Annotated in this window: 24 protein-coding genes and 1 pseudogene; 3 read left to right on the top strand and 22 right to left on the bottom strand. The window is 68.0% G+C overall.

All coding sequences use genetic code 11. The annotated features are described in order from the left end of the window. Positions 1-37: 37 nt before the first annotated feature. The 22 genes from ACZ5UM_RS05475 to rpmE form a co-directional block, all read right to left on the bottom strand. Positions 38-457: a F0F1 ATP synthase subunit epsilon gene (locus ACZ5UM_RS05475; protein WP_464847319.1), complete on the bottom strand. Its 420-nt coding sequence runs from the start codon at positions 455-457 to the stop codon at positions 38-40. Position 458: 1 nt separating this feature from the next. Next, positions 459-1,877 carry a F0F1 ATP synthase subunit beta gene (atpD, locus tag ACZ5UM_RS05470; protein WP_464847318.1) on the bottom strand — a complete coding sequence of 473 codons (1,419 nt, stop codon included), beginning with the start codon at positions 1,875-1,877 and terminating at the stop codon, positions 459-461. 33 nt (positions 1,878-1,910) lie between these two features. Then, the gene (gene atpG / locus ACZ5UM_RS05465; RefSeq protein ID WP_464847317.1) at positions 1,911-2,777 is read right to left on the bottom strand and encodes an ATP synthase F1 subunit gamma; all 867 of its coding nucleotides are present in this window, start codon (positions 2,775-2,777) and stop codon (positions 1,911-1,913) included. Between the two features lie 16 nt (positions 2,778-2,793). Next, positions 2,794-4,323 (bottom strand): F0F1 ATP synthase subunit alpha, encoded by a 1,530-nt coding sequence (gene atpA, locus ACZ5UM_RS05460; RefSeq protein ID WP_464847316.1) that lies wholly within the window; start codon positions 4,321-4,323, stop codon positions 2,794-2,796. 14 nt (positions 4,324-4,337) lie between these two features. Next, a complete protein-coding gene (locus ACZ5UM_RS05455; protein ID WP_464847315.1) occupies positions 4,338-4,892 on the bottom strand; it encodes a F0F1 ATP synthase subunit delta in 555 nt (184 codons plus the stop codon). After that, a complete protein-coding gene (atpF, locus tag ACZ5UM_RS05450; RefSeq protein WP_464847314.1) occupies positions 4,892-5,419 on the bottom strand; it encodes a F0F1 ATP synthase subunit B in 528 nt (175 codons plus the stop codon). Before atpF ends, ACZ5UM_RS05455 begins: the two co-directional genes overlap by 1 nt. A gap of 80 nt (positions 5,420-5,499) precedes the next feature. Next, complete coding sequence (atpE, locus tag ACZ5UM_RS05445; protein ID WP_464847313.1) at positions 5,500-5,733, bottom strand: ATP synthase F0 subunit C; 234 nt, start codon at positions 5,731-5,733, stop codon at positions 5,500-5,502. 140 nt (positions 5,734-5,873) lie between these two features. Further along, positions 5,874-6,668 carry a F0F1 ATP synthase subunit A gene (locus ACZ5UM_RS05440; RefSeq protein WP_464847312.1) on the bottom strand — a complete coding sequence of 265 codons (795 nt, stop codon included), beginning with the start codon at positions 6,666-6,668 and terminating at the stop codon, positions 5,874-5,876. Then, entirely contained in the window at positions 6,665-6,955 is a 291-nt protein-coding gene (locus ACZ5UM_RS05435) for a hypothetical protein (RefSeq protein ID WP_464847311.1), read from the bottom strand. The genes ACZ5UM_RS05440 and ACZ5UM_RS05435 overlap by 4 nt, the downstream gene beginning before the upstream one ends. A gap of 22 nt (positions 6,956-6,977) precedes the next feature. Beyond that, positions 6,978-7,250 (bottom strand): AtpZ/AtpI family protein, encoded by a 273-nt coding sequence (locus ACZ5UM_RS05430; protein WP_464847310.1) that lies wholly within the window; start codon positions 7,248-7,250, stop codon positions 6,978-6,980. A 414-nt stretch (positions 7,251-7,664) separates the two neighbouring features. Beyond that, a complete protein-coding gene (gene wecB / locus ACZ5UM_RS05425) occupies positions 7,665-8,840 on the bottom strand; it encodes a non-hydrolyzing UDP-N-acetylglucosamine 2-epimerase (RefSeq protein ID WP_464847309.1) in 1,176 nt (391 codons plus the stop codon). 219 nt (positions 8,841-9,059) lie between these two features. Further along, positions 9,060-10,115: an MraY family glycosyltransferase gene (locus ACZ5UM_RS05420; protein WP_464847308.1), complete on the bottom strand. Its 1,056-nt coding sequence runs from the start codon at positions 10,113-10,115 to the stop codon at positions 9,060-9,062. A gap of 104 nt (positions 10,116-10,219) precedes the next feature. Continuing rightward, the gene (locus ACZ5UM_RS05415) at positions 10,220-10,654 is read right to left on the bottom strand and encodes a deoxycytidylate deaminase (RefSeq protein WP_464847307.1); all 435 of its coding nucleotides are present in this window, start codon (positions 10,652-10,654) and stop codon (positions 10,220-10,222) included. Positions 10,655-10,702: 48 nt separating this feature from the next. Next, on the bottom strand, positions 10,703-11,332 hold the full coding sequence (gene upp / locus ACZ5UM_RS05410; RefSeq protein ID WP_464847306.1) for a uracil phosphoribosyltransferase: 630 nt from the start codon (positions 11,330-11,332) through the stop codon (positions 10,703-10,705). 14 nt (positions 11,333-11,346) lie between these two features. Next, complete coding sequence (locus ACZ5UM_RS05405; protein ID WP_464847305.1) at positions 11,347-11,928, bottom strand: TIGR01440 family protein; 582 nt, start codon at positions 11,926-11,928, stop codon at positions 11,347-11,349. Positions 11,929-11,939: 11 nt separating this feature from the next. Then, complete coding sequence (rpiB, locus tag ACZ5UM_RS05400; RefSeq protein WP_464847304.1) at positions 11,940-12,380, bottom strand: ribose 5-phosphate isomerase B; 441 nt, start codon at positions 12,378-12,380, stop codon at positions 11,940-11,942. Beyond that, on the bottom strand, positions 12,377-12,847 hold the full coding sequence (locus tag ACZ5UM_RS05395; RefSeq protein WP_464847303.1) for a low molecular weight protein arginine phosphatase: 471 nt from the start codon (positions 12,845-12,847) through the stop codon (positions 12,377-12,379). The genes rpiB and ACZ5UM_RS05395 overlap by 4 nt, the downstream gene beginning before the upstream one ends. Then, positions 12,844-13,908, bottom strand: a complete 1,065-nt coding sequence (locus ACZ5UM_RS05390) for an L-threonylcarbamoyladenylate synthase (protein WP_464847302.1) — start codon at positions 13,906-13,908, stop codon at positions 12,844-12,846. Before ACZ5UM_RS05390 ends, ACZ5UM_RS05395 begins: the two co-directional genes overlap by 4 nt. A gap of 644 nt (positions 13,909-14,552) precedes the next feature. Then, positions 14,553-15,614 carry a N5-glutamine methyltransferase family protein gene (locus ACZ5UM_RS05385; RefSeq protein WP_464847301.1) on the bottom strand — a complete coding sequence of 354 codons (1,062 nt, stop codon included), beginning with the start codon at positions 15,612-15,614 and terminating at the stop codon, positions 14,553-14,555. A gap of 6 nt (positions 15,615-15,620) precedes the next feature. Continuing rightward, on the bottom strand, positions 15,621-16,691 hold the full coding sequence (gene prfA, locus ACZ5UM_RS05380; protein WP_464848290.1) for a peptide chain release factor 1: 1,071 nt from the start codon (positions 16,689-16,691) through the stop codon (positions 15,621-15,623). Between the two features lie 88 nt (positions 16,692-16,779). After that, positions 16,780-17,652, bottom strand: a complete 873-nt coding sequence (locus ACZ5UM_RS05375; protein ID WP_464847300.1) for a DUF1385 domain-containing protein — start codon at positions 17,650-17,652, stop codon at positions 16,780-16,782. An 86-nt stretch (positions 17,653-17,738) separates the two neighbouring features. Further along, positions 17,739-17,942, bottom strand: coding sequence for a 50S ribosomal protein L31 (rpmE, locus tag ACZ5UM_RS05370; RefSeq protein WP_464847299.1), 204 nt, complete (start codon positions 17,940-17,942; stop codon positions 17,739-17,741). Positions 17,943-18,159: 217 nt separating this feature from the next. Here rpmE and ACZ5UM_RS05365 point away from each other — a divergent pair, with 217 nt between their 5' ends. The 3 genes and pseudogenes from ACZ5UM_RS05365 (at position 18,160) to ACZ5UM_RS05355 (ending at position 22,150) form a co-directional block, all read left to right on the top strand. Then, positions 18,160-20,442, top strand: coding sequence for a penicillin acylase family protein (locus tag ACZ5UM_RS05365; RefSeq protein ID WP_464847298.1), 2,283 nt, complete (start codon positions 18,160-18,162; stop codon positions 20,440-20,442). Between the two features lie 715 nt (positions 20,443-21,157). Next, positions 21,158-21,313, top strand: a pseudogene (locus ACZ5UM_RS05360) (hypothetical protein); the annotation flags it as partial. Positions 21,314-21,379: 66 nt separating this feature from the next. After that, on the top strand, positions 21,380-22,150 hold the full coding sequence (locus ACZ5UM_RS05355; RefSeq protein WP_464848417.1) for a hypothetical protein: 771 nt from the start codon (positions 21,380-21,382) through the stop codon (positions 22,148-22,150). Positions 22,151-22,439 lie beyond the last annotated feature (289 nt).

The following is a 22,439-nucleotide window of genomic DNA, read 5'->3' as shown; positions in this document are numbered from 1 at the left end:
CGGCCTGCCTCCAGGCCGGGGCTTCATTATGCAGGAGTTACTCCTTTTCCTGATCCAGGACGCCGGCGGCCCGCAGGCGGGCCAGCGCACGGCGGAGCGCCGCCTCGGCCCGGACCCGGTCGATGTTGGCCTTCCGGTCACGGAGCCGGGCCTCGGCCCGCTTCCTGGCTTCGATCGCGCGCATCACATCGATGGACTCCGCCAGTTCAGCCGCGTCGGCCAGGATCGTGACCCGGTTGTCCGAGACCTCCATAAACCCGCCGGTCACGGCCGCCCGCTTGTAGACGCCGTCCTGCTTGTAGCGCAGGACGCCGATCCGCAGGTTGGCGACCATGGGGGCGTGGTTCTTCAGGATGCCCATCGAGCCGTCCACCACCGGGACGACGACGGCGTCGGCGGGGGCGTCCCGCAGCACCGTCCGCTCCGGCGTGATGATGGTCAGCGACATGTCGGCCATGCTAGCTCACCTCGGCCAGCAGCTTCTTGCCCTTCTCCACCGCCTGCTCGATGGTGCCGACCATGTAGAACGCCTGCTCGGGCAGGTCGTCGTGCTTGCCCTCCAGGATCTCCTTGAAGCCCTTGACCGTGTCCTTGGGATCGACGAACACGCCGGGCAGGTTGGTGAACTTCTCCGCCACGAACATCGGCTGCGACAGGAAGCGCTCGATCTTGCGCGCCCGGGCGACGATGAGCTTGTCTTCGTCGGAGAGCTCGTCCATGCCCAGGATGGCGATGATGTCCTGCAGCTCCTTGTACCGCTGCAGCACCTTCTGCACGCCGCGCGCGACCTCGTAGTGCTCCCGGCCCACGATGTTCGGGTCCAGGATGCGGGAGCTGGAGTCGAGCGGGTCGACGGCCGGGAAGATCGCCTTCTCGAACACGGCGCGGGAGAGAACCGTCGTCGCGTCCAGGTGGGCGAAGGTGGTGGCCGGGGCCGGGTCGGTCAGGTCGTCGGCCGGGACGTAGATCGCCTGCACCGACGTGATCGAGCCCTTCTTCGTCGAGGTGATGCGCTCCTGCAGGTAGCCCATCTCGGTGGCCAGCGTCGGCTGGTAACCCACGGCCGAGGGCATGCGGCCCAGCAGGGCGGACACCTCGGAGCCGGCCTGCGTGAAGCGGAAGATGTTGTCGATGAAGAGCAGCACGTCCAGGCCCTGCTCGTCGCGGAAGTACTCGGCCATGGTCAGGCCGGTGAGGGCCACGCGCATACGGGCGCCGGGCGGCTCGTTCATCTGGCCGAAGACCATCGCCACCTTGTCGATGACGCCGGCCTCGATCATCTCGTGGTAGAGGTCGTTGCCCTCACGGGTGCGCTCGCCCACGCCGGCGAAGATGGAGTAGCCGCCGAACTTGTAGGCGATGTTGTGGATGAGTTCCTGGATCATGACCGTCTTGCCCACGCCCGCGCCGCCGAACAGGCCGATCTTGCCGCCGCGGGCGTACGGGCAGAGCAGGTCGATGACCTTGATGCCGGTGGGCAGCATCTCGGTGGCGGGGTCCACATTGGCCACGCCGGGGGGCTCGCGGTGAATCGGCAGCGACACCGGGCTGTTCACCGGCCCCTTGCCGTCAATGGTCTCGCCGAGCACGTTGAAGATCCGGCCCAGGACCGGCTCGCCGACGGGCACCGTGATCGGCGCCTGCGTGTCGATGACGGTCTCGCCCCGGCGCAGGCCGTCGGTGGAGTCCATGGCGACGCAGCGGACCTGGTTGTTGCCCAGGTGCTGCGCGACCTCCAGGGTCAGGTTGATGTCGCCCCGCTCCCCGCCGTTCCGGATGACGAGGGCGTGGTTCAGCTTAGGCAGATGGCCGTCCGGGAACTCGACGTCGACGACGGCGCCCATGATGGCCAGGATCTTGCCGACTGGATTGCTCACTGGGGGTCTCCCTCCTCTACTCAGGAAGCACGCTCAGCCCTGCAGGGCGTTGGCGCCGCCCACGATTTCGGAGATCTCTCGGGTGATGGCCGCCTGCCGGGCCCGGTTGTACGCCAGCGTCAGCTTGGCGATCATCTCTTCCGCATTGTCCGTGGCGTTGCCCATTGCCGTCATGCGGGCGCCCTGCTCCGACGCCTTCGACTCCAGCAGGAGCTGGTAGAAGATCGTCTCGGCGTAACGGGGCACCAGCGTGTCCAGCACCCGCTCGGGGGACGGCTCGTAGATGTACTCCACGAGCCCGTGCGGGGCTTCCGCCTGCGCCGGCTGGATCGGAAGCAGCTGCATCTCCTTGGGCCGCTGCGTCACCGCGTTGACGAACTCGGTGTAGATCACCCGCACCTCGTCGACCTCGCCCGAGAGGTAGAGGTCGACGATCTGGGAGAGGACCGACCGGGCCAGAGCGAAGGTGATCGTGTCGCCCAGGCCGACGAACTCCAGCACGGGCTGGATCCGGCGCTTGACGAAGTAGTCCCGCCCCTTGCGGCCGATGCAGATCAGCTTGGTGGGCCGGCTCTCCGCCTCCAGCGCCTGGTGCGCCTTGCGGATGACGTTGATGTTGAACGACCCGGCCAGGCCGCGGTCGGCGGTGATGACCACGTAGGCCACTGTCGGCGTGCCCTCAGGGCGCCGGTTCAGCAGCGGATGGTTGGCGCCTGCCCCCGCCTGCACCAGGCGGCCCAGGGTCTTGGCGAGCTCCCGGGAGTACGGCCGGGCGTTCTGCACGTTCTCCTGCGCCCGGCGCAGCTTGGCGGCGGCGACCAGCTTCATCGCCTTGGTGATCTGCTGCGTCGACTTGACGGCCTTGATGCGGCGCTGTACAGCCTTCTTGTTCTCAGCCAAGCTTGCTCACCACCCCTTACTGGTTGGCGGCTTGGGCGGCAGCGCGCTGGCCGTAGCCCTTCTTGAAGGCATCCACCGCGGCCCTGACCTCGGGCTCCAGGTCCTTCCACTTCTCCTTCGGGATCCGGGCCAGCAGCTCCGGATGGTTGGCCTTGAAGTAGGTGTGCAGCTCCTGCTCGAACGCCGCCACTTCCTCCACCGGCAGATCGTCCAGGTAGCCGTTGGAGGCGGCGAAGATGGAGAGCACCTGCAGCTCCACCGGCAGCGGATTGTACTGCGGCTGCTTCAGGATCTCCGTCGTGCGCTGGCCGCGGATGATGCGGGCCTGCGTCGCCTTGTCCAGGTCGGAGCCGAACTGGGCGAAGGCCGCCAGCTCGCGGTACTGGGCCAGGTCGAGCTTCAGCGTGCCCGACACCCGCTTCATGGAGTCGATCTGGGCCGCACCGCCCACGCGGGAGACCGAGATACCGACGTTGATGGCGGGGCGGATGCCCGCGTTGAACAGGTCGGTCTCCAGGAAGATCTGGCCGTCCGTGATGGAGATGACGTTGGTCGGGATGTACGCCGACACGTCGCCCGCCTGGGTCTCGATGATCGGCAGGGCCGTCAGGGAGCCGGCGCCGTACTCGTCGCTCATCTTCGCGGCCCGCTCCAGCAGGCGGGAGTGCAGGTAGAACACGTCGCCGGGGTACGCCTCACGGCCAGGCGGACGGCGCATCAGCAGCGACATCTCGCGGTAAGCGACGGCGTGCTTGGAGAGATCATCGTAGATGATGAGGGCGTGCATGCCGTTGTCGCGGAAGTACTCGCCCATGGCGCAGCCCGCGTACGGCGCGAGGAACTGCAGCGGGGCGGGATCGGAGGCCGTCGCCGAGACGACGATGGAGTACTCCATCGCGCCCGTCTCCTCCAGCTTCTTGACCACGCCGGCGATGGTGGAGGCCTTCTGGCCGATGCCGACGTAGATGCAGATGCAGTTCTGCCCCTTCTGGTTGATGATCGTGTCGACGGCGATGGCGGTCTTGCCGGTGCCGCGGTCGCCGATGATCAGCTCGCGCTGGCCGCGGCCGATCGGCGTCATCGAGTCGATGGCCTTCAGGCCGGTCTGCAGCGGCTCGTGCACCGACTTACGCGTGATCACGCCCGGCGCCTTGCGCTCGACGGGCAGGTACATGTCGGTCTCGATGGGGCCCTTGCCGTCCAGCGGCTGTCCCAGCGCGTTGACGACGCGGCCGATCAGGGCCGGGCCCACCGGCACCTCCACGACGCGCCCGGTGCGCTTGACCTCCATGCCTTCCTTGATGTCCTCGTCGGGACCGAGGATCACGACACCGATGTTGTCTTCCTCCAGGTTGAATGCCATTCCCATGACGCCGTTGGGGAACTCCAACAGCTCGGAGGCCATGCAGGACTGCAGGCCGTACACGCGGGCGATGCCGTCACCAACCTGGATGACCCGGCCGACGTTCGAGGTCTCGATCTCGGTGGAGAACCGCTCGATCTCCTGCTTCAGAATCGAGGAGATCTCCTCTGGCCGAATGCTCATCCACGTGTCACCCCTCAATTGACCTTGGATTGCGTGCTGATCAGCCGCTCATGCATGCGGCGCAGGCGGGTGCGGACAGAGCCGTCCATCAGCGTGTCGCCCACCCGCACGGCCAGGCCGCCGATCAACTCAGGGGCGACCTGGGTACTCAGCTTCACACGCTTGCCCAGTTTGGCCGTAAGCCTGGCCTCCAGGTTCCGGGCCGTCTCCTCCGCCAGAGGAACGGCAGAACGGACCTCGACCTCCACGACCCCCAGGGCCTCGTTGGCCAGGTCCTGAAACGCGCGGTAGATGGAGGGCAGGTACGGCTCCCGCCGCTTCTGCACCACCACGTAGAGGAAGTTCAGCATCAGCGGGGAGACCTTGCCCTCCAGGGTGTTCTTCAGCACCTCGCGCTTGCGGGAGGGCGCGATCATCACGTCGTTCATGAACCCCCGCAGGTAGCTGTTCGACTCGTACATATGGACAACGAGCTCGAGCTCGCGCTGGGTCTGCTCCAGAAGCCCTTTCTCCTGGGCCAGTTCGAAGAGGGCTCTGGCGTAGCGCCGGGCGACGGCGTGACTCAGCATCAGTGCTTCGCCACCTCTTCAACGAAGCGGTCAGCCAGCCGGCGGTGCTCTTCGGTGTCGAGGCTCTTCTCGATCACCTTGCCGGCGACGGCCACCGCCAGATTGGCAACCTCAAGCCGCAGCTCGGCGAGCGCCTTCTGCTTCTCCCGCTCGATGGTCTGCGTGGCGTTCTCCAGCAGTTCCGAAGCCCTGGCCCGAGCCTCGGCCTCGATCTGCTCCTTCGCAGCCGTGGCGTTCTTGATCGCCTTGTTGATGATCTCCTGCGCCTCTCGCTGGGCGTTGGCGATCTGCGCCTCGAACTCCTGGCGCAGGCGCTCAGCCTCTGCCCGATCCTCGGCCGCCTTCCTCAGGTTGTTGTTGATCTCATCATCCCGGGCCTGAATGGCGCCGATGAGGGGCTTATAGAGGAACTTGTGCAGTCCCCAAAGGAGGATGGCAAAGTTGATCATCGTCCAGATCAGCTCGCTGGGCTTGGGGAAGATGTCGATCCCCTCGGAGGCCGCGAGCGTGAACAGTGTCAGATCCAAAAGGAGTTCCCCCCCTCTCTAGTAAGGGGCGACCGGAGGTGACTAGCCCCGGGTCGCCCCCCCTCGAGCGCAAACCCCAATTACCCGAGCATGAAGATGATGAGCAGGCCGATGAGCAGGCCGTAGATCGCGATGGCCTCCATCAGAGCGAGCGAAACGATGAGGGCGCCACGGACGTCGTTGGCGGCCTCAGGCTGGCGCCAGATAGCGTCCATCGCAGAGGCGGTCGCCTTGCCCTGCGCCACGGTAGCGCCAATCGCGGCCACCGAGATGCTGAGGGCAGCAGCCAGAGCGATCCAAGCAGTAGTCTCCATCGTACGGATTACCCTCCTTCTCGAACGAGCGAGTCATTGCGCAAAGCTTCGGGCGCAAGCGCCCTCTTGTTCAATCCTCCCAGGGGCGAGGGAACGCCTTCCCTAGAGGGGGAGGAAAGCGATAACTTGATCAGGTCGCCCTAGTGGGCGGGGGCAGGCTGATGCGGGGCCTCCCCTTCTGCGTGCTGGGCGTGGGCCTGGTGGTGCTCCAGCACGGCGCCGATGTAAATGGCCGTCAGGGTCGTGAAGACCACCGCCTGCAGGGCACCGAACACCAGGCTCAGCACCATGATCGGAATCGGCGCGATCATGGGCGCGAGGAAGATGATCACCGCGAGCAGCGTCTCCTCGCCGAAGATGTTGCCGAAGAGACGGAGCGACAGCGAAAACGGGTGCACGACCTCTTCCAGGAGCGACAGCGGGCCCAGGTGCAGGATGTGCTTGATCCAGCCGCCGGTACCCAGTGTGCGGATGGCGATCACCTGCACGGCAACGGCCACCACGAGGCCGAGCCCCAGCGTGGTTCCCCAGCGGCCCGTCGGGGCGAAGAGCCCGTACCCGACCGTAGGCACCACGCCCAGGTAGTTGGAGACCAGAATAAAGAGGAACAGCGTGCAGAGCAGGGGCATGTACTGCCGGGCGTACTGGCGGCTCCCGATGAAGGAGGCGAACCAGCCTTCCAGGAAGTCGATCAGGAGCTCCAGCGAGCCGCGCAGCTTGGTCATCCGGCCGCTCAGCACGGCCCGGTTGATGACCAGCCCCAGGACCAGCAGACCGGCCACGATCAGCCACTGCGTGACGACCATGTTGTTGATCTCGAGCAGCTGGTCCTTCCCAAACAGCGTGCCCTCCAGAAAGGGGAGCGCCCAGGGCTGGTGAATGTGAAACTCCTTTCCGCCGCCTGCTTCAGCCAAGCTGAACAGGAACGAGGTCACTCAAATTTCCCCCCCTTCCGGGCGTAAACGTGGAAAAGAGAGGCTTTGACCGCGAGGGTGATGGAAAGCGCCGCCGCAATCAGGCCGTAGACGCTGCGCGTCGCCAGGTAGAACAGGGCCAGAACGGCGGCGTCGAGTACGTACCGCACAAAAAAAACAACGCCAATGCCGCGCAGAGGCTCGACACCCGCGGCCCGGTTGTTGGCCATCTTCCGGAACAGCAGGAGGTTGCACAGACAGCCCCAGACGCAACCGACCACAACGCCTGCGAGAACCTGGACTGCCACGACCACCCTCCCCCGCACGGGGTCAGGGTTTTCCTTCCGGCGTCTGCTGCCTGTCCCCTTCCTTCCTGGCCGCCTGCAGCGCCCGCTCAATGGCGTTCAGTTGGCGCAGCAGGCTCCTGAAAGCCACCGCAAGCCCCAGCAGGATGCCCGCGATGAGAAACAGGGGCGCGGTATTGAACCGGCCGTCCAGCCACCACCCCAGTCCCCCGAAGAGCCCCAGGGAGGCCAGCAGCATGTAGCCAAAATCGATGGCTGCAAACAGGTAGGGCGAACGCCGGGGGGATCGGCGATGCACTCTGGCGCTACCTCCTCCGCCAGAATCCGCTGAAATCCCTAAAGCCGATTATACTAAGGTGTCTTGTAAAAGACAAGAACAAAACCGGTAGGGTCCGCTTGTTTCAAGTATTCCATGTGGTTAGTCTAGCGATAACGACGGGGCATGACATTGCACTTTCGCCCTACGGCGGGTGTACTGCCCAGGGATCCACCTCCTGAGCTATTTGTAAGGATCCATCACATCATTAGCCACGAGCGGCTCAATTCCTGCATCATCGGGCAGAAATTCGACAAACGCGCGGCGCCGCACCCATGAAAAACGCTCCCGATGCGCCTGCCGCATCCGGAGCGTCTGCGCGTTCGTTCCCGTCCGCCGGAGCCGGCCCCCGGTGGGAAGCCGGGCGGCGCCTGGCCGCCGCGGAACCCCGCCGGGCTAACCCGCACGCCCGCCGCCGGGGACGAACTCGGATGGCTTGTCGGCAGCGAAACCGAAGTACCAGGCCAGGTACTCGGCGATGCGCCGGCTCGCCTGCCCGTCGCCGAAGGGATTCTGGGCCCTGGCCATCCGCTGGTACAGGTCCCGGTCGGTCAGCAGCCGCTCCCCGGCGGCGTAGACCCCTTCATAGGAAGTGCCCGACAGCAGGATGACCCCGGCCTCCAGCGCTTCCGGACGCTCGGTGGTCTCGCGCATCAGCACGTGAGGAACACCCATCGACGGCGTCTCCTCCTGGATTCCCCCCGAGTCCGTCATCGCCATATAGGATTTGGCGGCCAGGTGAATCATATCCGGATACGGCAGGGGATCCAGCAGCAGGATGCGCGGGTGGCCGTCCAGGATCGGCCAGGCCAGTTCCCGTACGGCCGGGTTCAGGTGGACGGCGTAAATCAGCAGCACGTCGGGGAAGCGGTCCACCAGGTCGCGCACGGCCCGGAACATGTTCCGCATCGGCTCGCCGATGTTCTCCCGGCGGTGGGCCGTCATCAGCACCACGCGGTGGCGGGTGAAGTCCACCTGCCGCAGCGCCGGCACGGAGAACGTGTGCGGCCGGCTGAGCACGGTGAGGGCGGCGTCGACGCCGGTCTGCCCCGTGACGAAGATCGTGTCCGGGTCGATGTGCTCCGCGATCAGGTGCTCCCGCGCCCGGGGTGTCGGGGCGAACTGGATGTCAGCGATGATACCCGCCAGCCGCCGGTTGATCTCCTCGGGATAGGGATTGTACTTGTTGAAGGTCCGCAGTCCGGCCTCCACGTGCCCCACGGGGATCTTGTGGTAGAAGGCCGCCAGGGCCCCGGCCGCGGTGGTGCTGGTGTCGCCGTGCACCAGCACCAGGTCCGGCCGCTCCCGGGCCAGCAGCTGGTCCAGGCCGGAGAGGGCGCGCACCATGATGTCGGTCAGCGTCTGCCGGGGCTGCATGATGGCCAGGTCGTGGTCGGCCGCGAGCCCGAAGGCGGCGAAGACCTGGTCCAGCTGCTCCCGGTGCTGCCCGGTGGAGACCACGATCGTCTCGAACCAGTCGGGGTGCCGGCGCAGCGCCTGCACCACCGGCGCCATCTTGATGCCCTCCGGGCGGGACCCGAAAATCGTCATCACCTTGCGGGGCTGTGCCACCTCGTCGCCTCCTCGGCCGTCCCCGGCCCGGGTGCGGACCCTGGGCGGGGTCGTGTCGTGGTATGCATCGTACTCGTATCCGGATATGCCTCGTGTCCAGCCAGGCTTCGTGCCCTGCCAGGCCTCTTGTCCTGCTGCGCCTCGTGCCGTCCTATCCTATGATCCTGTCGAAAAGGGGTAAGAGGTCGCCCTCTTACCCCTTCTCCTATGTTCCCAGACTCAGTGGCCGGGATGCTTCTCCCTCGGCTCCGAGACCGCCAGCAGCCCCAGGCGGCGGGCTGCCGTCAGGATCACCGCCAGGACCACGCCGACGATGACCATCGCCTCGGTGAAACTCACCTCGGTCAGGGCCACCGCGGAGAGCCCCAGCGCCGCCGACACCGCCCACATCACCAACACGGTGTTCCGGTGGGAGAGCCCGAGCCTGAGCAGCCGGTGGTGCAGGTGGTCCTTGTCCGCCTGCCCGATCGACCGCCCGCCGGCCAGCCGCCGCACGATGGCGAACGCCGTGTCGAAGATGGGCACCGCCAGGGCAAGCACCGGCACCAGCACGGAAACCGCCAGGGCGCTCTTCATCACGCCTTCGACCGAGATGGCCGCCAGCGTGAAGCCCAGGAACATCGAGCCGGCGTCGCCCATGAAGATCTTGGCCGGGTTGAAGTTGTACCGCAGAAAGCCGACCGCCGATCCCGCCAGCGCAGCGGAGAGCAGGATGGCCGACGGCACGCCCTGCTGCAGCGAGACCACCAGCAGCGTGAGCGCCGCGATGGTGGAGATGCCGGCGGCCAGGCCGTCGAGGCCGTCGATAAAGTTCATCACGTTGATGAACGACACGATCCAGAGGATCGTCAGCGGCCCCGCCAGCGGCCCGAACGAGACCCACCGCTCGCCCAGCGGGCTGAAGATGTAGCTCACCTGCAGCTGCCAGTAAGGAACGTAGACCATCAGGGCGGCGATGGCGACCTGGCCCAGGAACTTCACCTTCGGCCGCATGGGCACCCGGTCGTCCCGGATCCCCAGCAGCACGAGCAGGCCGCCGCAGACCAGGATGCCCACCACCTGCGGATCGCGCAGGCCGCCCGCCAGGACCATCGCCAGGGCAAAGGCCAGGTACATTGCGAGTCCGCCCAGGAAGGGCTTCGGCTCCGTGTGGACGCTGCGCTTGACCACCGGGGCCACCGTACCCGTGCGCAGGGCGAGCCGGCGTGCCAGCGGCGTGAGGAGCAGCGACGCCACCAGCGCCACCGCGAAGGTGATGCCTGCCTGCTGCAGCATGTTGACTCAACTCCCTACACAGGGTCCGTCGGCATGGACCCACGCAACATAATGCCTGACTCCGGCTTTCGTTATTCTAAGCGCGTAAACCATCCGTGTAAAGCTCAGGAATGGCTGGAAGGAATGAACCGCTCCATGACCACGCCCGCTTCCCGGGCCATTTCGAGACCGATCTGCTCCGTGTACTCGTCCATGTACACGATGCGCTCAATCCCCGCCGCGATCAGCATCTTGGCGCAGTGCACGCACGGGCTGCTGGTGACATAGCAGGTCGCCCCCTTCAGGGTGATGCCGTGCAGCGCCGCCTGGATGATCGCGTTCTGTTCCGCGTGGATCGCCCGCACACAGTGGCCGTCCACGATCAGGCAGCCCGCGTCGGTGCAGTGCGGCAGCCCCGACGGCGACCCGTTGTAGCCGGTGGTCAGAATACGCTTGTCCCTCACTAAGACGGTTCCAACCTTGCGGCGGTTGCACGTCGACCGCTTGGCAACCACCTGCGCGAGTTCCATAAAATACTCGTCCCAACTGGGCCGTGCCACTGCAATCCCTCCGCTTGTTCCTGCCGGCGGGGCCTGCGCCGCCCGGCCCTACTTCGTGCCGAAGAGGCGGTCGCCGGCGTCGCCCAGCCCGGGCACAATATAGGCATGTTCATTCAGACGTTCATCCAGCGCGGCCAGGTAGATATCCACATCCGGGTGCGCCTCCTGGACCGCCTTTACGCCCTCGGGGGCGGCGAGCAGACAGAGCAGCTTGATCCTCTTGCCGCCGTGCCGCTTGATCAGGTCCAGCGAAGCGACGATGGAGCCGCCCGTGGCCAGCATCGGGTCCAGCACCAGGAGCTCCCGCTCGCCCAGGTCCGTCGGCAGCTTGCAGTAGTACTCCACCGGCTTCAGGGTCTCGGGGTCCCGGTAGAGGCCGATGTGGCCGACCCGGGCCGTGGGGTAAAGGTTGAGGATCCCCTGCACCATCCCCAGGCCGGCCCGCAGAATGGGCACCAGGCCGATCTTCTCGCCGGCGAGCCGGCGGCACCGGGCCCGGGCGATGGGCGTTTCCACCTCCACCTCTTCCGTCGGCAGATCCCGGGTCACCTCGTAGGCCATCAGCATGGCGATCTCGTTCACCAGTTCACGGAACTCCTTGGGGCCCGTCTCCTTGTCCCGGATGATGCTGAGCTTGTGCTGAATCAGTGGATGGTCGATGACGACAACCCTGGACATCGCGCTCGTTCCCCCTATTCCATTTCGTAGACCGCACGGGCCCCGCCAATCAGCTTCGGCCGGGTTCGGGCCGCGACCAACCGGGCGTGCCCGATGGCGGCCGTCTTCAGCCTGACCGGAACGGCCACCCGGCGCAGGTGCATGCCGATCAAGGTCAGTCCGATATCCAGGCCCGCATCGGCCCTGATCTCCTCCACCACCACCGCGTCCGGGAGCCGCCGCATGGCCCGGGCCGCGAGGGCGCCTCCTGCCTTCGGCACCGGCACCACGGTCACCCGCTCCCAGCCGTACCGCTCGGCCGCGGCCCGCGGGACAACCAGGGCGCGGTTCAGGTGCTCGCAGCACTGCACGGCCAGGTAGATGCCCGCCGCCTGCGTCACCTCGAACAGCGGCTCCAGGATCGCCTCGGCCACGGCCTCGCTCCCGGCGGTGCCGATGCGCCGGCCCATCACCTCGCTGGTGGAGCCGCCCACCACCAGCACCTGCCCGGGGCTCAGCCCGGCGACGTCCAGCAGCTCCTCCGCCGCAGCGCGGGTCTGCGCCCGCACCGCCATCAAGAACTGTTCGTCCGGCGCCTGCTGTTTCACGTCCGCCATGGCGACGCCTCCTACCGCTGCTCCAGTAAACGGATCTTCTCGACGCGGCGGGCGTGCCGCCCGCCCTCGTGCTCGGCGGTGAAGAAGGTCCGCACGATTTCCTCGGCCACGCCGGGCCCCACCACCCGCGCCCCGAGGCAGAGCACGTTGGCGTCGTTGTGCGCCCGGGCCATCCTGGCCGAGTACACCTCGTTGCACAGGGCCGCACGCACGCCGGCTACCTTGTTGGCCGCGATGGACATGCCCAGGCCGGTGCCGCAGATCAGGACGCCGCGGTCGTACACGCCGGCGGCGACGCCCTCGGCCACCTTCTGCGCATAATCCGGGTAGTCGCAGGAGTTCCGGTCGTGGGTGCCCAGGTCGGTCACCTCGTGGCCCAGCGACTCCAGAAGCGAAATGACCATCCCTTTCAGATCAAAGCCGCCATGATCGCTCGCCACGGCCACTTTCACTGCGCTCCACTTCCTTCCCGGCGAATTCGCTCCACCACCGCCTGCAGCGCCTGCTCCAGCGCCCGGGCGGTCTGTTCGTACACCTCCAGCGACCCGCCGAACGGATCGGACAGGTCGCCCCCGGTCCCGGCGTACTCGCCCAGGGTGAAGATGCGGTCGGCAAACGCCGGATACCGGGCCCGCAGGGCATCGCGGTGGGCGCGCGTCATGCCGAGCACCAGGTCGTACCCCTCCAGGCCCGCCACCGGCCGCGAACGGTGGCCGCTGAGGTCGATGCCCCGCGCCTTCATGGCCGCCACGGCGTTCTCGGCGGCAGGCAGACCGGGAAAGGCGCCCAGGCCGGCCGAATCCACCTGCAGGTCCCACCCCGGGTCGGCCCGGCGCCACAGGTCCCGCAGCAGCGCTGCGGCCATCGGGCTCCGGCACGTGTTCCCGGAGCAGACCAGCAGGACCTTCTGCACCCTCACAGCCGGATCACCCGCCCGCCGGCCGCCCGGCGCAGGCGGTTCATGATCGCCAGTCCCAGCCCCTCCTCCGGCACCCCTTCGGCCAGGATCACGTCCACCTGATGCCGGTCGAAGGCGCGCAGGGTCCCGAACAGGTCGCTGGCGATGCCGGCCAGGTCTGCCCGGGCCCCGTATTCCAGGATCACAGGCGCCATGTAGACGCCGCGGCTCTCCGCGCTGCACAGGATGCCCACCCGCTTCCCCTCCTCGGCGTACTCCATGGCGAGGTCGCGGATCTTCTCCTGCATCTCCAGCACCGGGCCTTCCACCAGGACCAGCGGCGCCCGGGGCGCGTAGTGCCGGTACTTCATGCCCGGGGAACGGGGCCGTTCACAGGGCTCGGCCCCCTCCAGGTTCGGGGCGAGTGCCACCGGGCCGATGGCCGCCTCCAGCTCCTCCCGGGTCAGGCCGCCGGGCCTCAGGATCATCGGCGGGTACGTGGTCACGTCCAGCACCGTGGACTCCACGCCGACGCCGGTCTCCCCGCCGTCCAGGATGACGGGAATGCACCCCGCCAGGTCCTCCAGCACGTGCTCGGCGGCCGTGGGGCTCGGCCGGCCGGACGTGTTGGCGCTGGGCGCGGCGATCGGAACGCCCGCGGCGCGGATCAGGGCCAGGGCCACCGGGTGGTCGGGCATGCGAATGCCCACCGTGTCCAGGCCGCCGGTGACCTCCGGCGGCACGGCCGGCCCCTTGCGCATCACCAGGGTCAGCGGCCCCGGCCAGAAACGCGCCATCAGCCGCTCGGCCGCCTCCGGCACCGACGCCACCAGCCCCTCGAGCTGCGAGCGGTCCGCGATGTGCACGATCAGCGGGTTATCGGACGGGCGGCCCTTGGCCGCGAAGATGCGCCCCACGGCCTCGCCGTCCAGGGCGTTGGCACCCAGGCCGTAGACGGTCTCCGTGGGAAACGCCACCACATCTCCCGCCCGCAGGGTGGCTGCCGCCTGCGCGACGACTTCCGGTTCCGGACTGGTCGGGTCTACCTGCAACACCCGCGTACCCTGCACCAGGCGTTCCACGTCTCACCCTCCCCTTCCTGAGTCCCGCGGCATCCCGTAAGTTTTCGGGGAATCCACCGCCATTTCCTGCCCGCTATCTATACACACCGGCCCGAAGATAGCATGCGGAGTCAACCTGAGGGTTGCTCATGGGAAAGTGTGGGCGCTTCACGGAAAGACGACCGGGCAGCGCGCACACAAAGCAAAGCGCCGCACCACCCTGCAGTGCGACGCTGCCTCTCCCTCAACCCGCCGGCTCTCGCAACCTGCCGACTCTCGCAACCCGCCGGCTCTTGCAACCTGCCGGCTCTCGCAACCTGCCGACTCTCGCAACCCGCCGGCTCTTGCAACCCGCCGACTCTTGCAACCCGCCGGCTCTCGCAACCCGCCGACTCTCGCAACCCGCCGGCTCTTGCAACCCGCCGACTCTCGCAACCCGCCGACTCTTGCAACCCGCCGACTCTCGCAACCCGCCGGCTCTTGCAACCCGCCGACTCTCGCAACCCGCCGGCTCTTGCAACCCGCCGACTCTCGCAACCCGCCGACTCTCGCAACCTGCCGGCTCTCGCAACCCGCCGACTCTCGCAACCCGCCGGCTCTCGCAACCCGCCGGCTCTCGCAGAGCGGCGCTGACCCGACCTTTGCTGACCCGACCTTCCCGACCTTTATGAGGTGACGCTCCCGAACACCGCCCGCTCGACGCCGGCCGTATCCGGGTAGACCGCAACATCCACCAGCCCCGCCTCCCGGAACAGCCCGGCCACGGCCTGCGCCTGACCGATGCCGACTTCCACCCCCAGGAACCCGCCGGGCAGCAGGAAAGCCGGCGCTTCCCGGACGAGACGGCGGAAAAACGCCAGGCCGTCCGCGCCCGCCGAAAGCGCGAGCCGGGGTTCCCAGTCGCGCACCTCCGGCATGAGCCCGGTCAGCTCCGCCTCGCTGATGTACGGGGGATTCGAGAGAATTGCCGCGAACCGGCCGCCCTCCTCCCGGAGCGGCGCCACCAGATCGCCCTGGCGGAACCGCACCCGGTCCGCCACACCGTTCAGCCGGGCGTTCTCCGCCGCGACGGCCAGGGCCTCGCGGCTCACATCCACCGCCAGCACGTGCGCCGCCGGAACCCGGTGCGCGACGGCGACCGCGATCGCCCCGCTGCCGGTGCCGATATCTGCCACCCGCAGGCCGCCTGCCGCTCGCACGCCGCCCGCAGCCCGAGCCCCGCCTTCGATCCGCAGGTCGCCCGCAGCAGGCGCCCCGCCTGCCGCCCACACGCCGCCCGCAGCCCGAGCCCCGCCTGCAGCCCGCACGCCGCCCGCAGCAGGCGCCACGCCTGCCGCCCAAGCAGCCAGCCGGGCCACGGCCTGCTCCACCAGCACCGCCGTGTCCAGGCGGGGGATCAGCACTGCCGGGGTCACGCGGAAGGTCAGCCCCAGGAACTCCTCCGTGCCGAGGATGTACTGCAGGGGCTCCCGCGCCGCACGGCGCGCGGTCAGGGCCGCATACGCCCGGGCCGTCTCCGGCGCCAGCGGCTCTGCCTTCCGGCCGATCAGCGCGCCCGCGGTGCACCCCAGCACGTGCGCCATCAGCCATGCCGCCTCCCGCTCGGCGCCTTCCACGCCGGCGGATGCGAGCTGCGCCCGCGCACGGGCGAGCGCCTCACCGACCGTGATCGGGGCGCCCTGCGCCGGATCGCCCTGCGGGCTGTTGCTACCTCCGCCCGGGGCCACCGTGGATCAGGCCTCCTCCCGGGCCAGCAGGGCCGCCTGCTCATGCTGGGCCAGGGCATCGATGATGTGGTCGATCTCGCCGTCCATGACCGCGGCGATGTTGTGCACCGTCAGGCCGATGCGGTGGTCGGTCACCCGATCCTGGGGGAAGTTGTAGGTACGGATCTTCTCCGACCGCTCGCCCGTGCCCACCTGGGCCCGGCGCAGCTGCTCCTCCTCGCTCTTGGCCTGCTGGGCGTAGTAGTCCGCCACGCGGGCCCGCAGCACCCGCATCGCCTTCTCCCGGTTCTGCATCTGGGACCGCTCGTCCGCGCAGTAGACGACGATGCCGGTGGGCAGGTGCGTCATGCGCACCGCCGACTCGGTCTTGTTCACGTGCTGCCCGCCGGCGCCGCCCGCCCGCTGCACCTCGATCTTCAGGTCCTCGGGCTTGATCTCGATGTCCACCTCTTCCATTTCCGGCATGACCGCCACGGTCACGGTGGAGGTGTGGATGCGCCCCTGCGACTCGGTCACCGGCACCCGCTGGACGCGATGCACGCCGCCCTCGTACTTCAGGCGGGAGTAGGCGCCCTCGGCGTTGATCTGGAAGAGCACCTCCTTGATGCCGCCCGCCTCGTTCTCGCTGATGGACAGCACCTCAGTCTTCCACTTGTGGCGCTCCGCCAGGCGGGTGTACATCCGGAAGAGTTCGGCGGCAAAGAGGGATGCCTCGTCGCCGCCCGCGCCGGCGCGGATCTCCATGATCACGTTCTTGTCGTCGTTGGGGTCGCGGGGCAGAAGCAGGATGCGCAGCTCGTCGGAGAGCTGCTGCAGCTTCTCCTTCAGGTCCTTCAGCTCCTGGTTGAAGAGGGCGCGCTCCTCCGGATCCAGCGGCCCCTCCAGCATCTCCAGCACGTCGGAGAGCTCCTGCTCAGCCTTCTCATACGCCCGGAACTTCTCCACGATCGGCCCCAGCCGGTTGTGCTCCCGGGCGACCTGCTGAAACTCGGACTGGTTGGCGATGACGGACGGATCGCCCAGCTTGAAGGTCAGGTCCTCGTACCGCTGAACGACGCCTTCCAGCTTCTGCTTCATGCGGGCGTCCAAGTTGGCTTCACCTCGCCTGCGAATTCTGGGCATGGAAAAAGGGCGCGGGCGGGCCCGTGCCCCGAGTGACGCGAAGCTAACCCGGCAGGCCGTGGCCCCGGGCGGTTTCAAAGGAGGCGATGGCCACCTCCAGCTGGCTGTCGTCGGGCTCGCGGGTGGTCAGGCCCTGGAGCCACATCCCCGGACGGCTCAGGGCGTTGACCAGCGGGTGTTCGTAGCGGCCCGCGATGCGGATCCACTCATAGGCCACACCCGCCACCAACGGCAGCATGCCCAGCCGGGCGACGACGCGCAGCCAGACGTTATCTACATTAACAATGGAGAAAATAAGGATGGAGATCACCACGACATAGAGCAGGAAGCTCGTGCCGCACCGCTTGTGTTCCCGGGAGTGGCGGCGCACGTTCTCCACCGTCAGCTCATCGCCGGCCTCGTAGGCATTGATCACCTTATGCTCGGCGCCGTGGTACTGGAAAACCCGCTGGATGTCTTTCATCAGCGAGATGGCCACCAGGTAGCCGATGAAGAGCCCGAGCCGGAGGCCGCCCTCCACCACGTGGGTGAGGAACGGCGTCACCGAGAGCGCCTTCACGTAGTTGGTGAGCAGGGTGGGGACGACGACGAACAGGGCGACGGCGAAGACAAAGCCCACGGCGGTCGTGACCGTCATCTCGCCCTTGGTCAGCTGCTCCTCCTCGGGCATGGCCTGGCTCGCCGAGAACATCAGGGCGGTGATGCCCAGCGTGATGGCCTCGACCATGGCGACCATCCCGCGCAGGATCGGGAGGCGCAGCACCGGGTACCGCTGCACGAGCGACCGCACCTCTTCCCTGTGCACGGCGATGTCGCCGTCTGGCCGACGCACCGCGATGGCCATCCACTTCGGACCGCGCATCATGACCCCTTCGATGACGGCCTGTCCCCCAAAGACGCCCCGCTGAACGCTCACCCCGGTCCCTCTCCTCCTTTCACCTGCCGAGCCCGATGAAGAAAGCAGAGCGCGGCGGCTCTGCTTCGCTCAGACTGTCGCGGGCACTACCGGCCATACTTCTTGCGGAACCGGTCAATGCGGGAACCGGCCTCCACCCGCGTCGTGCCGCGGCTGCCCGTGTAGAACGGATGGCAGTTGGCGCAGATCTCCACGCGGATGTTCTGCTTGGTGGAAAGGACCTCGTAAGTAGCCCCGCAGCCGCAGGTAATGGTCGCCTTCTGAGTCTTCGGATGAATACCAGCCTTCATCTGCAAAACTCCCTTTCCATCGCTTCGAACCCGGCGCCGTTACCGGTGCACCCGGTGGAGCAGTTGCAGCTGCTTTCAGGGCGCCGGTCTACGAAGACGGAGTCGTACCAACGCATTATAGCACGCGCGAATTGTCGGTTGCAACGACTTCGGGCAGGAGATTCGCCACCCGTCATCAAACACTTGTGCATCATTTGCAACCTGCGGAGGTGAACCTGTGGTCCGCTTGTTTGGCCTGGCCGGCGCGCTCTTCGTCCTCCTCCTGATCGCGGCGCTGGCCACCGGCAAGGCGCTGCTGCATGCGCTGGCGCTCCTGACGGGGCTGGCCACCGCCGCCGCCCTGGCCTACCTGCAGCGCAGCCGCCCGCAGCAGCGAGGAACTGTCCGCCTGGCCGGACTGCGGGCGCCTGTCGCGGTCCGCCGCGACGAACACGGCGCGCCCCACATCACCACGGAGAACTGGCACGATCTGTTCCGGGCCCAGGGTTTCGTCGCCGCGCAGGAACGGCTGTGGCAGATGGAGGTCGCCCGCCGCACCGCCTCGGGCCGTCTGGCCGAGATCGGCGGCGAGGCGCTGCTGGAGCGGGATCGGTTTATGCGCACCCTCGGCCTGTATGCGCTGGCCGAGCGCGCCCTGGCCGACTGCCCCGACGAGGTGCGGGCCTGCCTGGAAGCCTACGCCGACGGCGTCAACGCCTTCATCAGCGCCGGGCGGCTGCCCCCGGAATTCACCCTGGCTCGCCTGGTGCCGGACCCCTGGCGGGCCGTCGACTCCATGGCCGTGGCCAAGCTGCTCGCCTTTGAACTGGCGCCGCCCCTGGCCGATGCCCTGGTGAAAGCCCGCGTGGTTCAGGCAGCCGGCGCCGACTGGGCCTCGTTCCTCTTCCGTGACACGCACCCTTCCATCGATCCGGGGATCCACGGGCCGTCAGACCACATGGAACCGGAGCACCTGCCAGACCTCGCCGACCTCTGCAGCATTGCTGAGTGGGCGCCGCAGACGGTGTCGGGGGGACTGGCGTGGGCCGCAGCCGGTGGGCGCACCGAGTCCGGATTCCCCGTCGCCGGATGCAGCCTGGAGACGGCTCCCAGAGCCCCGTCGCCGCTCCACCCGCTCACGCTTCACGGTCCGGGCGGCGCGCGGCTGGAAGGCGTCGCCCTGGCCGGGCTGCCCGGCCTTCTGGTGGGACACTCCCGGGATTTTGCGTGGGGGCTGGCCCCATCAGAGAACGGGAGCCCGGAGCTCGTGCCCGAGTCCCCTGACGCGGTCCAGACCCAGGAAACCGCCATCCGGGTGCAGGGGCTGCCTGAGCCAGTCCCCCACATCGTGCGGACGGGCCGGTCGGGCCCTATCCTGGCCATGGATGCGCATGGCGCCCTCGCGCTCCGCTCCCCTGTCCTGCAGCCCGGCCAGGAAGTGGCGGCCCTGCTGGGCATCACGAAGGCCCGGTCCTACGCCGAGTTCCGCAAGGCCCTGGCAGGCTGGACCGCTCCGGGCCTCACGGTGATCTTCGCTGGGCCGGATGGCACAATCGCCCGGCTGGAGACCGGCCCGGAGCTCCAGGAGGAGCTGAACCCGGAAGAGGGCGTGGTGCTGGGCGGCCGGCACGCCTATGGGCGGCAGCGGATCCGCGAAGTGGTCACGTCCCGCAGCGACTGGAGCCTGGAGCGGCTGGCCCGGCTGCCCGCCGACACCGTGAACCTGCAGGCCCGGAACCTGCTCCAGCCCCTGCTGCAGACCCTGCAGGAGGGACTGCGGCAGGGCGCCCGTCCCGACAGCCTGACGGAGCTGGAGAAGCGGGCGCTCCTGATCCTGTCCGACTGGAGCCAGGACGAACCGGCCGGATCCGCAGGCGCCTGCCTGTGGGAGCGGTGGTACTTCGACCTCGTGGAAGCGATCTTCCGGCCCCGGCTGGGCCTCACCCTGTTCAACCAGTTCATCATGACCCGCACGGGACAGGACGCGGCCGAGCAGCTGATCCAGCGGGCCCTGCGCGGCGAGGAGAATCCCTGGCTCCCGCCCGGAGGAGAGTTCGGCCTGCCCCGCCTCGCGCTCGCCGCGTTCCGCCGGTCGGTGGCCTACCTCGCAGCCAGGCAGGGCCGGCACCCGGAGCGCTGGTCGTGGGGCCGTGAGCACCGCATCCGCTTCCGCCCCGGCCTGACCGACGTGCTCCCTGCCATGGGACGCCTCGCCGACGCCGTGCCCGTCCTCGGCAGGCTCACCGACCTGGGTCCGCATCCTCTGGGCGGCGGGCCTGTGACGGTCCACCGCAGCAGCCTGGATCTCACGATGGCAGGCACCGTCACCACCGCCACCACCTACAGCCGGCTGGTGGACCTGTCCCGCCCCAGCGAGGCGATCTCCATCCTGGCGCCGGGAGCGGGCGGGCACCCGCTGGATCCGGCGTTCTCCTCACAGCTCGTTCCGTGGCTGCGGGGCGAACTGCTGCCGAACCGCCCCAGCGACGGGGACGTGCTGCGGCTGGTTCCTGCGGGATAGCGGCGGCCCGACGGCGCGTGCGCTTCGCATGCGCTTTGGGCCGCCTTTCTGTGGCCCGGCGGGTGTGGGCGGGCCCTGCCCCCTCGTGCGGACCATATCCGGTCTGTTCGCCCCTGCTGTTGGCCGGTGGGCACCGGCCCGGTGTCATCCGTCCTGTTCGCCGCTGCTGTTGGTGGGTGGGCACCGGCCTGGTGTCATCCGCTCTTCGCCCGTGCTTTTGGTGGGTAGGCACCAGTCCGTTGCATCCGCTCTGTTCACCCCTGCTGTCGGCCGGTGGACACCGGTCCGGTGGCATCCGCTCTCTTCGCCTGTGCTGTTCGCCTGTATGCACCGGCCCGGTATCATCCGCTCTGTTCGCCCCTGCTGTTGGCGGCGAAGCAGCGGGTTCGCGACATCCGGTCTGTTCGACGTCCACACTGCAGTGGCGGTCGACCGGCACAAAAATCACCCCTGCGGGTGACCCCGCGGGTCTGGACAACGAACCAGCGTTCGGTTATTCTGGAAACAGAATCCAGTCCCGTGAGGTGCTGCCGCCGTGCTGCGCGAGTCCCGTGGCCTGCCCCACGCCGGTGCTGCTCTGGCCCTCGCTTGCCCTTCGGGTGCCATCGATGCCGACAGAGCAGAAGCCCACCATTGTGCGCCTGTGCCCAGTGCCCAACCAACCGCTCCTGATCGGACGACTCCGGCATCTGCGGAGCCTTTCGTCCATCCGCGTATGACCGCTGCCCGGCCTGATCAGACCGATTCGGCGACAGGATCGGCGGCGCAACGGCGCTGCCCTGCTTGCGGGGAGTCCGCCGTGATCAGGCACGGCAGCTTCCGCATGGCTTCCGGCCAGCGGGTGCAGCGGTATCTTTGCAAATCCTGCTGGCGAACCTTCAGCCCCAACACCGGCACCCCGGCCCATCGCATCCACAAGCAAAGGGCCTGGCGCGAGATGATTGAACTGCTTGCCGACAACCTGCCCCTGCGCCAGGTCGCATCCCGCCTGAACATCGCCCTGTCCACCGCTTTCCGCTGGCGCCACCGCGCCCTGGCAGTGCTGAACGCCCAGCCCCGCGGCCAGCTGAGCGGCAGCGTCAGGGTCGAGACCTTCCTGGTAAAATACTCCGAAAAGGGAAGCCGGATCTGCAACGGCCCCGGCAGCTGGGGCTACTGGAACTCTATCCGCAGGGGTCCTGAGCCGGAAGGCCGCCCCCGGCCCCCCACGGCCCGTACGGGCCGAAACCGGTTCCGGCTCCTGATCGACGGGCGGCCACTGAACGTCATGGTGGCCGAGACCGACTGCGGTTATGAACTCTGCATTCTGGGGCAGGGCCGCCGCACTCCGGAAATGGTGGGGACGGGCCTGTCGGAGCTGGTCCGGCCGGGTTCCCGCGTGTTCGCCTTCGGCGGCAGCGAGTACGAAAAAGCCTGCGAGTCCTTGGGGTACGAATACCACAACGGGGTCGCCGCCATCAGCCGGCGACCCGGGACCGCGGCGCCCTCGCAGGGGCATACGGGAGTCGAAGAAGAAGCAGCCGCAGGACCGAACCGGGCTCCCTACCTGCCCACCTGGTGGCTGCGCCGGTTCCGGGGCGTCGCCACGCGGTATCTGGCCCACTACCTTGCCTGGTTCCGCGACATCGTGCGAATCGTGCAGTACCCGGACGGCGACAACATCGCGCCGGTGGACGGCCGCGCGCTGCTGCGCTGTCCCACAGGCTGACCTCCCCGAAACTCGTGACCGAACGGCCGGTGCTCGCTTACCAACGTACACAGTGCGTCCCCTGGCGGAGCTGCGTCGCTGTGGACCCGGCGTGACACCCCTGTGCATGACGCCCTTGGGGGCAGGTGGCTCTGATTTTGGATGACGCCTTCTCGCGTCGGTGGCTCTTGTTCTGGATGACGCCTTTCGGCACAGGTGGCTTTCGTCTGGATAACGCCCCGACACATGTGGAACGAAATTCCTTCGCACCACGCGCTTTCAACCGGATGAGCCCTTTCAGGCGCAGTGG

It is taken from the genome of Symbiobacterium ostreiconchae, from assembly GCF_055396975.1.
The sequence above is the reverse complement of the archived record's forward strand: the minus strand, read 5'-3'. Positions and strand labels throughout refer to the sequence as shown.

Bases quoted from the DNA above. Each gene is read 5' to 3' on its own strand.
- ACZ5UM_RS05475 (WP_464847319.1), bottom strand. From the start codon at position 457: ATGGCCGACATGTCGCTGACCATCATCACGCCGGAGCGGACGGTGCTG.
- atpA (WP_464847316.1), bottom strand. From the start codon at position 4,323: ATGAGCATTCGGCCAGAGGAGATCTCCTCGATTCTGAAGCAGGAGATC.
- ACZ5UM_RS05455 (WP_464847315.1), bottom strand. From the start codon at position 4,892: ATGCTGAGTCACGCCGTCGCCCGGCGCTACGCCAGAGCCCTCTTCGAA.
- atpE (WP_464847313.1), bottom strand. From the start codon at position 5,733: ATGGAGACTACTGCTTGGATCGCTCTGGCTGCTGCCCTCAGCATCTCG.
- ACZ5UM_RS05420 (WP_464847308.1), bottom strand. From the start codon at position 10,115: ATGCTGCAGCAGGCAGGCATCACCTTCGCGGTGGCGCTGGTGGCGTCG.
- upp (WP_464847306.1), bottom strand. From the start codon at position 11,332: ATGTCCAGGGTTGTCGTCATCGACCATCCACTGATTCAGCACAAGCTC.
- ACZ5UM_RS05405 (WP_464847305.1), bottom strand. From the start codon at position 11,928: ATGGCGGACGTGAAACAGCAGGCGCCGGACGAACAGTTCTTGATGGCG.
- prfA (WP_464848290.1), bottom strand. From the start codon at position 16,691: ATGAAGCAGAAGCTGGAAGGCGTCGTTCAGCGGTACGAGGACCTGACC.
- rpmE (WP_464847299.1), bottom strand. From the start codon at position 17,942: ATGAAGGCTGGTATTCATCCGAAGACTCAGAAGGCGACCATTACCTGC.
- ACZ5UM_RS05355 (WP_464848417.1), top strand. From the start codon at position 21,380: ATGATTGAACTGCTTGCCGACAACCTGCCCCTGCGCCAGGTCGCATCC.